We start from the raw sequence: 13004 nt of genomic DNA, 5'->3' as shown, positions 1-13004 counted from the left end.
GCTTTTGTACATTCACACAAACAGCTGAATTTTATTGAAACAGACTAAGGAGTACTTAATTATGAAACAATACAGACGACAGGCGGGTGTTCTTCTGCATCCGACATCACTTCCTTCTCCATATGGGATCGGAGATCTTGGACATACGGCATACCGTTTTGTTGATTTTCTGGAAGCCGCCGGACAGAAACTCTGGCAGATCCTTCCACTGACACATACAGGTTTCGGAGATTCTCCGTATCAGAGTTTCTCTGCCTTCGCCGGGCAGCCGCTTCTTATAAGCCCAGATCATTTGAAAGAGCTGGGACTTTTATTCGACCATGAACTGAAAGATGCACCTGCCGGAGACAGCGCACAGGTAGACTACGGAACGGTCATTCCGTGGAAACACAGCATTTTCCGCCTTGCATACAACCGTTTTTACGAAAGAGACGAGGGCGATCCGCTAAAGCAGGATTTCGCACGCTTCTGTCAGGAGGAAGCTTTCTGGCTGGAGGATTATGCGCTTTTCCTCGCCTGCAAAGACGCCAATGACGGAAGGAGCTGGCTGGACTGGCCGGATATGTACCGCAGCCCATCCCCGGAATACAAAGAGGAATTAAAACAGCTTTTGCAGAAAGAAGCCGGATATTACAAATTTCTGCAGTTTATCTTCTTCACAGAATGGGGCAGACTGAAAGCATATGCAAATGAGAAAGGCATCCAGATCATCGGCGATATCCCGATCTTCGTATCCATGGACAGTGCAGATGTCTGGGCAAATAAAGAACTATTCTACCTGGACGAGAAAGGGTATCCGCTCTCTGTTGCGGGAGTTCCGCCGGATTATTTTTCTGCAGCCGGGCAGCTCTGGGGCAATCCGCTCTATGCATGGGATGCACATAAGAACAGCGATTTCTCCTGGTGGATCTCGCGTATCCGCACACAGCTTAAGAATCTGGACATCCTGCGTATCGACCATTTCCGTGGCTTTGACGCATGCTGGTCTGTCCCTTACGGCGAACCGACTGCCGTCAACGGACACTGGGCGAAGGTGCCGGGCTGGGATCTCTTTGGTGCGATCTCCCAGGCACTCGGCGACGATCTGCCGATCATTGCAGAAGATCTCGGTATCATTACGGATGAGGTAAATGCGCTTCGTGAACATTTCGGATTCCCGGGCATGAAGGTTCTGCAGTTTGCTTTTGATTCTACCGATGAAAATGCATACCTGCCGCACCGTTTTGAATCTCCGGTCTGCGTCTGCTACACCGGAACACACGACAATGCTACAACACTTTCCTGGTACGAGACATTACCGGAACATTGCCGCAAAAAAGTCTGTGCTTACACCGGAACAACCGATGAGAAGAATATCGGTTATGGTCTGATAAAGGCAGCGCTTTCCAGCATTGCCACTTATGCGATCTATCCGCTGCAGGATCTTTTATTCTGCGGAGATGAAGGACGCATGAATACGCCGGGAAAAGCCGCCGGCAACTGGAGCTGGCGTTTCCGTGCACAAGATCTGAAACCGGAATACGCAGATACCCTTCGTGAACTTACCTTATTATATGGACGCTTTGATTAAGCGCCCCAGGCAAAGAAAGGATATACAAATGTTTAGATTTATTTTGGTAGTCATTACTTTATTTTTATATCTGATCCTCGGAATCCCGGTACTGGGTATCGAATGGATCATCAGCAAATTTAATCAGGAAGCTGCCGATTATCAATGTCTGCGCATGGTGCAGGCTGCATTCCGATTTATGCTTAAGATTGCAGGAACTGAGATCACTGTAATCGGCGAAGAAAGGATCCCGGATGAGCCGGTACTTTTCATTGGCAATCACAGAAGTTATTTTGACATTCTTCTGACTTACTCCCGATGCAAACGCCGCACCGGATACATTGCCAAAAAGGAAATGATGAGCTATCCTCTGCTCCGCACATGGATGAAGCGCCTTTATTGCCTCTTCCTTGACCGTGACAACCCGAAAGAGGGACTAAAGACCATCCTCAAAGCAATTGAATACGTAAAAAGCGGAATCTCCATCTGCATTTTCCCGGAAGGTACGAGAAATACCGGCGAAGAGTTAAGTGTTCTTCCATTCCACAGCGGTTCTTTTAAAATTGCTGAGAAAAGTGGTTGTCCAATCGTACCGATCAGCATGAATAACACAATCTCGATCTTCGAGAAACAGTTCCCGCGCATTAAGAAGACCCACGTCATCATCGAATATGGCAAGCCGATCTATGCAAAAGATCTGGACCGTGAACAGAAAAAACAGCTCTCACAGAACTGTCAGAAGATTATTGAAGATACCATTAAGAAGAACCAGGCATTACTCTAATGCCTGGCTTTTCTTTTTTCTTTTACTTTTTTCTCTGTAAGTGCTATAATGGAACGGAATTTATAAAAAAGGAGACAAATGGGACCATGAACAGACAAGATCTTACGTTATTGACGGACTTTTATGAGCTGACAATGATGCAGGGATACTATGAGGAGAAACAGAACGAAACCGTTATTTTCGACGTTTTCTTCCGCCAGAATCCTTGCAGCAACGGATATTCTGTATGTGCCGGATTAGAGCAGGTGATCGATTATGTGAAGAACCTGAATTTTACTTACGAGGATGTGGACTACTTAAGAAGTCTGCACATTTTCAGTGAGGATTTTCTGCACTACTTAAGCGGTTTTCATTTCAGTGGTGATATCTATGCAATTCCGGAAGGAACCGTTGTATTTCCAAAAGAGCCACTGTTAAAAGTGATCGCTCCGATCATGGAGGCACAGCTTGTAGAGACTGCGATCCTGAACATCATCAATCATCAGTCACTGATCGCTACGAAGACTTCCCGAATTGTCTTTGCGGCAGACGGCGACGGTATTATGGAATTTGGTCTGAGACGTGCACAAGGACCGGATGCCGGACTTTATGGTGCGAGAGCTGCTATGATCGGCGGCTGCGTCGGCACATCCAATGTTCTTGCAGGACAGCTTTTTGATGTTCCGGTCATGGGTACACATGCACATAGCTGGATCATGAGCTTCAAGGATGAATATACTGCATTTAAGAACTATGCGAAAATGTATCCGGATAACTGCACATTACTTGTCGATACGTATGATACTCTCAAATCCGGTGTACCGAATGCGATTCGTGTATTCCGGGAATTTAAAGAGTCTGGTCATCCCCTCAAAAAATACGGAATCCGTCTTGACAGTGGCGACCTTGCATACCTTTCTAAAGAAGCACGCAAGATGTTGGATGCTGCCGGATTCGAAGATGCAACCATCTGCGCATCCAATGATTTGGATGAGTTCCTTCTCCACGATCTGAAGATGCAAAAAGCAGCCATCGATTCCTGGGGTGTCGGTACAAATCTGATCACTTCCAAGGACTGCCCGTCTTTCGGCGGTGTATATAAGCTGGCTGCCATAAAGAATCAGGACGGAGAATTTATTCCGAAGATTAAGATTTCTGAAAATACAGAAAAAATCACAAATCCTGGTAACAAAACCATTTATCGTATCTATGATAAAGAAACAGGAAAACTCAAAGCTGATCTGATCTGTTTTGCCGGCGAAGAATATGACACCAATGAAGATCTGTTATTATTTGATCCAATCGAGACATGGAAGAAGACCAGGCTTCCGGGTGGCACATACACAATGCGTGAGATTCTCGTTCCGGTCTTCATAAATGGTGAATGTGTCTACAACTCTCCTTCTGTTATGGAGATTGCAGCTTACTGCAAGCAAGAGAAGGATACACTCTGGGATGAGACCAAACGTCTCTTCTACCCACATCGTATCCATGTGGATTTATCACAGAAATTATACGATGTGAAAAAATCGCTGCTTGATCAGATGAGCATATCTGACTAAGTAAGGAGAATTTATTTTATGAAAATTATAGTATTAGCCGGAGGACTCAGTCCTGAACGCGATGTATCACTTATTTCCGGAGCAGGAATCTGTAAAACACTACGCGAAAGTGGGCATCAGGCTTATCTGCTGGACGTTTATTTTGGACTACCTTATGATGCGGATAAACTGGACGAAGTCTTCGATCTTCCGGACGCCGGACTTGGTATTGCAGAAGGTATCAAAACAACGATGCCGGATCTCGATGCTTTGAAAAAGTCCCGACCTGATCAGTCCGACTGCTATCTTGGACCGAACGTCATCGAGCTGTGCCGTATGGCAGATATTACTTTTATGGCTCTGCACGGTTCTGTCGGTGAGAACGGAAAGTTGCAGGCTACTTTTGATATCCTCGGCATCCGTTATACCGGTCCGAATTCTCTGGGTTGTTCCCTTTCTATGAATAAACTGGTTGCCAAACAGATTTTTAAAATGAGTCGTGTAGCAACTCCGCGAGGAACTTCCCTGAATCGCCAAACAAAGGATACCCCGCTTGACGAGCTGGGATATTATCTTCCACTGGTTATCAAACCATGCTCCGGCGGTTCCAGCATCGGTGTATTTATCGTTCACACCGAAGAAGAATATCTTGATGCGATCCATCAGTCTTTTGATGTCCATCAGGAAGAAGAAGTTGTAATTGAACCTTATATCAAAGGAAGAGAATTTGCCTGTGGTATTCTCGCCGGCAAAGCACTTCCGATCGTAGAGATCATTCCTAAAGACGGTGTGTTCAACTACGAGAACAAATACCAGGCAGGCGGCGCACAGGAAATCTGCCCTCCGGTCTCTCTCGATGAGAAGACACAGAAGAAAATGAAGCGCATGGCAGAGAAGGCATTTCGCACTTTACGCATGGATGTGTATGCACGCGCTGACTTTATCGTTGACGATACAGACGGTAAGTTCTATTGTCTGGAAATGAACGGACTTCCGGGTATGACTCCGGCGAGTCTGATTCCGAAGGCTGCGAAGGCTGCCGGTTTGGAATATGGTGATCTGTGCGAGCAGATCATTGATGAATCAATCAAAGCACGCTACCAATAAGGAGGAATTTATTCTATGAAAAACCTTACTTTGGAAAATATCACCAAGGCCTGTAAAGGAACTTATCACGGCGATACATCCAAACTTTCCCAGGAAGTAGCAGGTGTCGTAATCGACAGTCGTAAAGTCGAGAAAGATTACCTTTTTGTCGCTATTGACGGAGAAAATGTAAATGCACATAAATTTATCCCGGATACAATCGAGAAGGGCGCAATGTGTGTCGTTTCCCATGAAGATCTTGGCGAAACCGATTACCCGTATATTCTGGTAGAATCTACCGGTCAGGCACTTTTAGACATTGCGAAACTGTACCGTGATTCTTTCGATGTAAAGGTTGTCGGAATTACAGGAAGTGTCGGAAAGACAAGTACAAAAGAGATGATCGCATCTGTACTTTCCCAGAAATACAATGTTCATAAAACATTAGGAAATTTCAATAACGAATGGGGACTTCCGATCACAATTTTTGAAATGAACGAGGAGAACCAGGTTGCTATTCTGGAAATGGGAGTCAACCACTTCGGCGAGATGCGCAGACTTTCTTCTGTTGCAAGTCCGGATGTATGTGTGATCACGAACATCGGTGTTGCCCACTTGGAATTTTTCAAGACAAGAGAAGGTATCTTCCAGGAGAAATCCCAGATGATCCAGGATATGAAAAATGGCGGAACCATCATTTTCAACGGAGATGATGATATTTTACGTGAATCCGGTCCGATCAAAGGTGTAGAGCCTGTATTCTTCGGAACCGGTGACAACAGTGATTTCCGCGCAACAGATATTAAACCGCTCGGACTTAAAGGAACTTCATGCACGCTCCACATGCCAAACGGAACTTCTTTTGACTGCGTTGTTCCGCTTCCGGGTATCCACATGGTATCCAATGCGCTGGCAGGTGCCGCTGTCGGATACAGCCTTGATCTGACAAATGAAGAAATCAAAGCCGGTATCGAGAATCTCCCGTCTATTCCGGGAAGAAACCACATCATCATTACCGATAAGCTGACGATCTTAGATGACTGCTACAATGCAAATCCGATTTCTACAAAGGCATCCATTGATGTTCTCGATATGGCAATCGGACGTAAAGTTGCTGTCCTTGGAAATATGGGTGAACTTGGTGCAAATGAAAAAGAACTGCACCACGAGACAGGCGCATATGCCGCTGAAAAAGGTGTCGATGTTGTATGCGCGATCGGAGACCTTGCGAAAGAAATTGCAAACGGTGCTTCCGTAAACGGTACAGAAGTACACTGGTTTGAAACAAAAGCGGATTTCCTTGCAGAGATGAAAAATATTATGAAAGAGGGAGACAATGTCCTTGTCAAAGCTTCTCATGGAATGCATTTTCCTGAACTGGTAGAAGCTCTGGAAGCATTGTAGGAGTGTAAAATCCATGGAATATCAGATATTAGCACTGGACCTCGACGGTACGCTGACCAACTCGAAGAAAGAGATCTCCAGACCTACTCTGGAAGCTCTGATCGATATTCAGGAGCAGGGCAAGAAAGTCGTGCTTGCCAGCGGACGTCCGACCAAGGGAGTTCTTCCACTTGCGAAGCAACTACATCTGGAAGACTACGGAAGCTATATTCTCTCTTTTAACGGTGCCAGAATTACCGATTGCAGAAGTATGCAGGCGATCTATAATAAGACTCTTCCGGGAGATATTGTAGAACCTCTTCTGCAGATTTTAAGAAAATATGACGGGCTGGATATTTTGTCTTATACAGCAGATAATATCCTCTCCGGAATCAAACCGAACAAATATACCGAACTGGAATCCCGGATCAATCACATGCCGATCATCGAGACGGATGATTTTGCGGCATGTATTAAAGAACCGGCGAACAAGTTTCTTGTAACAGGAGAACCGGAGATCATTGCAAAGGCGCAGAAGGAAGTGACGGATTATTTCCGTTCTTACCTCTACATCTACTGCTCCGATCCGTTCTTCCTGGAAATCATGCCTCCGCAGGTGGATAAGGCACATTCTCTCCTGAAGCTGTTATCCAGCATCGGTCTTACTTCAGATCAGATGATCTGCTGCGGCGATGGTTACAATGACATTACGATGATCGAGACCGCCGGCCTTGGCGTTGCCATGGCGAATGCACAGCCGTTGGTGCGCGAACGCGCCGATTACATCACCAAGTCCAACGACGAGGATGGCGTACTGCATGTTATTAATGAATTTTTGCGGTAGGGATACGCCTGAAGTATTTCCTTAAGTAGAATTGCTTTTCGCTTCTCCCGCCGAGGATGAATTTTCATGCATATATAAAAAATAAGGGAGCTGGGCTCCGCGGATATATTGTGTATCCGTGAAGTCAGCTCCCTTGTTGCTTTCCTTTGTTCTGGAGATATGCTCTTGGCTTGTTGGGGTATCCCTTTTAGCTTTTCTTTACCCTGAGGGATACGCTCTTGGCTTGTTGTGTATCTCTTTTTCTCTTATACTTCTTCCAATGGATACTTCTTTGTATCCCTCCGTCCTGTCACAACTTGCTTGGGGATATATCGCGCTTTTTCGATGTATCCCCTTTTATCTTCTCCGTCCTTTAAAGATATAACACACATATTTACTTCACAAGCTTGAAATCTTCTTTCTCCACAATTTCTTTCCTGTAATTGTCAAAGTATTTTCCCCAATCAGCCTTGCTGTCACCTGCATGCTTCTCGCTATACTCCTTCTCCAGCTTCTCTCTATATTTGATCTGTGGAAGAAGTTTCTGATATACCGTCTTCTCATACTTCCAATAATCTTCCGGTGAATCAAACTGTGCAATAATCTCATCAACTTGTTTCTGGCTGGATTCATCCAGTTTCTTACCTTCATACTCAGCACGCATATCACTTACATAATCTTCCACTTCTTTGTCTGTCGCCTTACAGCCTGCCTTCATTGCCTCTGTACATAATGCTGCGTTTTCTTTTTCATATTTATAAGCTTCCTTTTCTGCTTCTTCTTCGCTCATGCCTTTAGCCTTATAATATGCAATTGCTTTTTCCATATCAGTTTTTGTAATTTCTGAATAATTTCCCTTCGCATATAAGTTTTTTGCGGAAGCCTCTTCTGGATTCTTATATTCTTTTTCCAGTACTTTGCCAAAATCCGATAATGAGACCTTGCCATTTGCCTGGGAATTATTCTGCACAACACTTCCGGCAAGCGCCAGACATCCAGCAACTACGACTACTGCACTCATAACTTTTCCTTTTTTACTCATAATCTTTCTCTCCCGCGTCCATTAAATATCTGTGATTGTTTCATTGCTTTTCAGAATCCCTGCTATTACGACTTTCTTCTTTTTCTTTTCGGCTTTCTTCTTTCACTTTTTTTATTTTGTCATCCAAAAACAACCCCGAACCTATCACCGCAGTAAGCGAAAACCATTTTAATGCGCATAATAACATATCCTGTGTTCCATATTTTCTTATTTCAAGAGATACCATTACCATCACTGTAACACATACAATAAAATGAACAATATAAAGTATTAATGGACTTTCTTTCATAGATATTCCTCCAACCTCACTCGTTATCCTTATCATGCCGACATTCTATAGTCTGATATTATCATCCCAGTTTATTTTCGTCAATATATATCTAGTTTTTCTATGTATTGTTTTTCCTTTTATTAAATATAGAATATATTTATAAATATCATTATGTCAAATTTGGAAGTATACAAATAAACAAAGCATGTAAAACATATTATAAGAATCCCGCTATTAATTATTCTGAAATATGTGATGAGCTTGGTAATCCCGAAGAAATCGTAGCTGACTATTATTCAAACTGTGATTCTTCTTATCTGACCAAGAATCTTCGTTTTGCCTGCTATATCCGCAGAATGTTCGTTGCAGTTCTCATTGCGGTCATTATCGTAACGGGCGTGCGCAGCTTTTATTTGCATGAATTATACGTTCAAAGTCAAAATGAAATTCCAACTCATGTTATAGAATCTATCGAATAAAAGGAGTTTAACTTATTATGAAAAAAAATTAACATTTATTCTTATCTTTTCTTTAATGCTGTTTCCAATGAATGTATTCGCTTCTTCTGGTACATTCACATACGGATTGGGCACTTCCAAATGTATTTCCTCAAGTGTATCTGCCAAATCTAATGTAAATATTTGGAAAATCACAAGCAGTTCGTCTGGCAAATCAAAGAACACCGCCAGTGCTACAGCTACTGCAAAGCATTATTACAATAACTCCGTAGTTGACACCGTAACTCGCACAGTGAAACTGATATGTAGTTCAACCGGAAAATTTTCTTAAGGTTTATTTAATTTTTTATTAATATTTATTGTATATGCAATGCAAAAATAGTTGTTTTCTTAAGGTTTATTCTTTATAATAGTTAGCAACGGAAGGGATTGACACTATTATGCGGGCACAGAATAATTTCAAAAAGGGCGCTGTAGAGATGCTCTTACTTCATATTTTAAAAGAACAGGGAGATTGTTACGGATATCAGTTTTCCAAACTGATCAAAGAATTGTCGGACGATTATCTGACGGTTCCGGAGGGATCGCTTTATCCCGCCCTGTACAAACTTATCGAAAAGGGATATATCTCCGATTATAAAAAACCTGCCGGGAAGCGGATGATCCGTGTTTACTATCATCTGGAAGCATCCGGCGAAGAGCGACTTGCTTATCTGAAAAATGAATTTTACGAGACGAATCGTTCTATCGAGAAGATTCTTGATTATGATTTTCCGGTAGAATCTTAAAGCCACAAGTTCTACTCAAGCTGGTCAAAAGCAATATTTGTGAAAATATGCGACGTATGATATGATAAATCCTTCCATGCGACTGTATACCGACTACAACAGTCCATACATGTATGCACGCCCAATTCTCAATCCATCCAGCTTTACCTGGACCAGCAGCAATAAAGATATCGCTACTGTCAATAAGAACGGAATTGTGAAGAAAGGCTCCAAAACCGGTAAGGTGAAGATCACTGCTAAATTGAAAACCGGTACGAAGGTAAGTTTCTCCAAGACACTTACAGTGAAATAAACTGCAATAACATAATTTACTATATCAAAAACGACGGTCGTAAGTGGCTGTCGTTTTCTATTATTAAAAAGCACATCCTAACGCTTCTCATCTTCGCGTCAGAATGTGCTTCTTATTTTTTACAATCTCAAATTTTCTATCCAGGCATTTTATATTATGCTTCTGCTGTTTCTCCGTCTTCAGCTTCTTCATCATCTGCTGATGCATGAACTTCTGTTACACTTACAATCAGTGCTTCCGGATCCGTAGATAATGTAATCTCCGGATTCTTGGCAATATCCAGATCTTTTACTTTGATTGTATCACCTGCATGCATATCGCCTACATTGACTTCAATCTTATCTACAAGGTCTTTCGGTAATGCCTTAAATGCTACTTCTTCCAGATGTTCTTCCAATACACCTGTTGTTACTTTCTCGGCATCAACCAATACGATCTCAGCTACAGAGTGAACTGCTTCGTTGCTTACCAATGCCTGAAAATCTACTTCGTTGATCTGTTTTTTAATCGGATCAAACTGAATATCCTTAATCAGTACATTATGCTTTGTTCCGTCAACATCAAGCATAACCTGACTTCCTTTATTGTTCTTCTTCAGAAGGCTTTCTACTTCTTTTTTGTCCATTTTTACCGGAACAGATTCTTTCATCTCGCGGCCAAATACATTGCCCGTAACAAATCCTTCTCTTCTTAATTTCTTTGCTTTGATGTCCATGCTTCTTTTTTCAGCTTTTAAAGTATTCATTTATCTTTTCCTCCAAAAATCTGATATGCTTAGCATCCTTCGACTTTGTCTTACAATACAAAGAGGTGTGTTAAGTAGGTTTTCTTGTTACGATCTTATTATATCTCTTCTATAACAAACAGATTAACCAAATATACACTTTTTTTGAGGTGTTTTTTTGTGATTTTTTCAATTTTTCTAAATTATATAGCAATAAAGCCGGCGCCACCGGAAACGGGAAGCGCCAGCCATGAAGTTCTCTATCTCTGTTAAATTGCTCTTGTGTATTTCTCAAGCCATGCTTTCTCTTCGTCATTCAGATATGGCGAAATCACTTCGTATACTCTCGCATGATAATCATTGAGCAGCTTCTTGTCTTCTGCTGTCATGATATCCGGGTTGATGGCATCTAAGTCCATCGGAATCAGTGTAATCGCTTCAAAATACATGAACTGTCCATATTCGTTCAGAGTTCCTTTCTTTGTCAGAAGTTCGTTTTCCAGACGGATACCGTGGGAACCTTCAATATAGATTCCCGGCTCATCTGTGATGATCATGCCTTCTGCAAGCGGCTCAGTCTCGCCCGGGCGGTATTTCCAGCGGAATCCAGTCGGTCCTTCGTGGATATTAAGCAGATAACCAACTCCATGTCCTGTTCCGTGATTGAAGTTCAAATCTCTGTCCCAGAAAGGCTTTCTTGCAAGGATATCCAGAACCATACCTGTAGATCCCTCTAAGAATTTCGCATTGCTAAGCTGCAAGTTACTGATCGCAACCAATGTAAAATGGTCTTTCATGATCTGCGGCACTTCGCCTAATGCATAAGTTCTTGTTACATCTGTAGATCCTTCATAAAATCCGGCGCCTGTATCTGTTAAGAACAGCTGTCCCTCTTTCAGCTCAACGTCTGTCTCCGGAGATGATGTATAATGCACAATTGCTCCATGCTCTCCAAAGGAAGAGATTGGCTCAAAGCTCGGGCGGATGAAATTGCCCATCTCTGCACGGAACTCATCCAGCTTGTCTGACGCACTCATCTCTGTGATCTTCATCTTTCCAACATTCTCTTTCAGCCATTTCATAAATCTGACATGAGCTACACTGTCTTTGATCTGGGCTTTGCGGATGTTCTTGATCTCTACCGGGTTCTTCATTGCTTTCATAAGAATTGCCGGATTTCTCTGCTCAATTGTTTTCACATTTTCCGGAATATTATTGAAAATTGCATAGTTCAGTTTGCCTGGATCAACCATCACAACTGTATCTTCCGCAAACTTTTTCACATCTTCATAAATGTCATTGTACGGATGAAGTTTCACACCATCTGCCGCCAGTTTTACTTTCAGCGCATCATCCAGTTTACGTTCATCAATATAAAGCTCTACGCCGTCCATTGTAACGATCGCATAAGATAATACCATCGGGAAGAAATCAATATCATTTCCACGGATATTGAGTGTCCAGCAGATATCATCCAGTGTTGTCATTACATGTGTATTCGCTCCTGCATCCTTCATCTCTTTACGGATTCTTGCAAGTTTGTCAGCAACCGTCTCTCCTGCATATTTCACATCCAGATCAAATGCCGGTTCTTCTGACATTGCCGGGCGGTCACTCCAGATCTCGTCGATCAGGTCTTCCTGGTAATTCACATGTGCGTCTTTCTTTGCTGCAATGTCTGCATAGCCCTGACCTTCTCCGACAGATACTACTCTTCCGTCAAATCCAAGTGTTTCTCCAGCCTGTAATACTTCCTCGATGTAAGCATTCATCTCCGGTACACCTGGTTCTCCCATCTTCATCAGTTCCACTGTAGATCCCTCCAGCTGCTTTGCAGCCTGGATGAAATAACGTCCGTCTGTCCACAGTCTTGCCTCTGTCTTTGTGATGACTGCTGTCCCTGCGGAACCAGAAAATCCTGTGATGAACTTTCTCGCCTTGAAATGTTCCCCAACATATTCACTTTGATGGAAATCAGCGGTTGGCACTACATAAACATCAATCTTCTTCTCCTCCATCTGTTTGCGAAGTGCTTCGAGTCTCTCTGGTACTGTCATTTGTTGTTCCTTCTTTCTTATTAGATTTGTTACCCCTCTGCAATTACCATACCAATCCGTAATGCAGTCTTTTGGAAACTGTTTATAGTTTACAATAATCCTCCAATATTTGTCAAAAAATATTTTGTTATGTTATTATAAATATAACAAAAATAATCATAGTATAACTATTGATTTTCGTCATTTTGTCAGATACACTAGATATGATACCAGGGTTCAAAAGTCTA

At 42.6% G+C, this 13004-nt stretch carries 14 protein-coding genes; 9 read left to right on the top strand and 5 right to left on the bottom strand.

Going from position 1 to position 13004, the window contains the following annotated elements:
- The first annotated feature begins 34 nt into the window (after window positions 1–34).
- From malQ to DXC04_RS11455, 6 genes are all read left to right on the top strand, one after another.
- Window positions 35–1570, top strand: coding sequence for a 4-alpha-glucanotransferase (gene malQ / locus DXC04_RS11480; protein WP_226977195.1), 1536 nt, complete (start codon window positions 35–37; stop codon window positions 1568–1570).
- Between the two features lie 28 nt (window positions 1571–1598).
- Window positions 1599–2333 carry a lysophospholipid acyltransferase family protein gene (locus DXC04_RS11475; RefSeq protein WP_118287991.1) on the top strand — a complete coding sequence of 245 codons (735 nt, stop codon included), beginning with the start codon at window positions 1599–1601 and terminating at the stop codon, window positions 2331–2333.
- Window positions 2334–2419: 86 nt separating this feature from the next.
- Complete coding sequence (locus DXC04_RS11470) at window positions 2420–3874, top strand: nicotinate phosphoribosyltransferase (RefSeq protein ID WP_118661075.1); 1455 nt, start codon at window positions 2420–2422, stop codon at window positions 3872–3874.
- A gap of 18 nt (window positions 3875–3892) precedes the next feature.
- A complete protein-coding gene (locus DXC04_RS11465) occupies window positions 3893–4960 on the top strand; it encodes a D-alanine--D-alanine ligase family protein (protein ID WP_118661074.1) in 1068 nt (355 codons plus the stop codon).
- Window positions 4961–4975: 15 nt separating this feature from the next.
- Entirely contained in the window at window positions 4976–6343 is a 1368-nt protein-coding gene (locus tag DXC04_RS11460) for a UDP-N-acetylmuramoyl-tripeptide--D-alanyl-D-alanine ligase (RefSeq protein ID WP_118661073.1), read from the top strand.
- A 13-nt stretch (window positions 6344–6356) separates the two neighbouring features.
- A complete protein-coding gene (locus DXC04_RS11455; protein WP_118661072.1) occupies window positions 6357–7166 on the top strand; it encodes a Cof-type HAD-IIB family hydrolase in 810 nt (269 codons plus the stop codon).
- 373 nt (window positions 7167–7539) lie between these two features.
- Here DXC04_RS11455 and DXC04_RS11450 read toward each other — a convergent pair whose 3' ends face one another.
- Both DXC04_RS11450 and DXC04_RS11445 read right to left on the bottom strand, forming a co-directional pair.
- Window positions 7540–8187, bottom strand: a complete 648-nt coding sequence (locus DXC04_RS11450; protein ID WP_118661071.1) for a hypothetical protein — start codon at window positions 8185–8187, stop codon at window positions 7540–7542.
- 40 nt (window positions 8188–8227) lie between these two features.
- On the bottom strand, window positions 8228–8476 hold the full coding sequence (locus DXC04_RS11445; protein ID WP_118661070.1) for a hypothetical protein: 249 nt from the start codon (window positions 8474–8476) through the stop codon (window positions 8228–8230).
- A 107-nt stretch (window positions 8477–8583) separates the two neighbouring features.
- On the opposite strand from DXC04_RS11445, the gene DXC04_RS16290 reads away from it, so the two are divergent.
- Complete coding sequence (locus DXC04_RS16290; protein ID WP_442873198.1) at window positions 8584–8937, top strand: DUF6120 family protein; 354 nt, start codon at window positions 8584–8586, stop codon at window positions 8935–8937.
- A 15-nt stretch (window positions 8938–8952) separates the two neighbouring features.
- Here DXC04_RS16290 and DXC04_RS15570 read toward each other — a convergent pair whose 3' ends face one another.
- Window positions 8953–9129, bottom strand: a complete 177-nt coding sequence (locus DXC04_RS15570; protein ID WP_158580491.1) for a hypothetical protein — start codon at window positions 9127–9129, stop codon at window positions 8953–8955.
- Between the two features lie 227 nt (window positions 9130–9356).
- Here DXC04_RS15570 and DXC04_RS11440 point away from each other — a divergent pair, with 227 nt between their 5' ends.
- Together DXC04_RS11440 and DXC04_RS11435 are read left to right on the top strand one after the other, a co-directional pair.
- Window positions 9357–9704, top strand: coding sequence for a PadR family transcriptional regulator (locus DXC04_RS11440; protein ID WP_021859663.1), 348 nt, complete (start codon window positions 9357–9359; stop codon window positions 9702–9704).
- 76 nt (window positions 9705–9780) lie between these two features.
- Window positions 9781–9996 carry an Ig-like domain-containing protein gene (locus DXC04_RS11435; RefSeq protein WP_158580489.1) on the top strand — a complete coding sequence of 72 codons (216 nt, stop codon included), beginning with the start codon at window positions 9781–9783 and terminating at the stop codon, window positions 9994–9996.
- A gap of 154 nt (window positions 9997–10150) precedes the next feature.
- Here the strand turns inward: DXC04_RS11435 and DXC04_RS11430 are convergent, their stop codons facing one another.
- Both DXC04_RS11430 and DXC04_RS11425 read right to left on the bottom strand, forming a co-directional pair.
- Window positions 10151–10741: a 50S ribosomal protein L25 gene (locus DXC04_RS11430; protein ID WP_021859660.1), complete on the bottom strand. Its 591-nt coding sequence runs from the start codon at window positions 10739–10741 to the stop codon at window positions 10151–10153.
- A 248-nt stretch (window positions 10742–10989) separates the two neighbouring features.
- A complete protein-coding gene (locus DXC04_RS11425; protein WP_118661068.1) occupies window positions 10990–12777 on the bottom strand; it encodes an aminopeptidase P family N-terminal domain-containing protein in 1788 nt (595 codons plus the stop codon).
- Window positions 12778–13004: the final 227 nt, after the last annotated feature.

The sequence above is a fragment of the Dorea sp. OM07-5 genome (assembly GCF_003481355.1).
Taxonomy (GTDB): Bacteria; Bacillota; Clostridia; order Lachnospirales; family Lachnospiraceae; genus Dorea_D; species Dorea_D hominis.
Note: the sequence above shows the minus strand (reverse complement) of the source record. Positions and strands in the feature narration are given on the sequence as shown.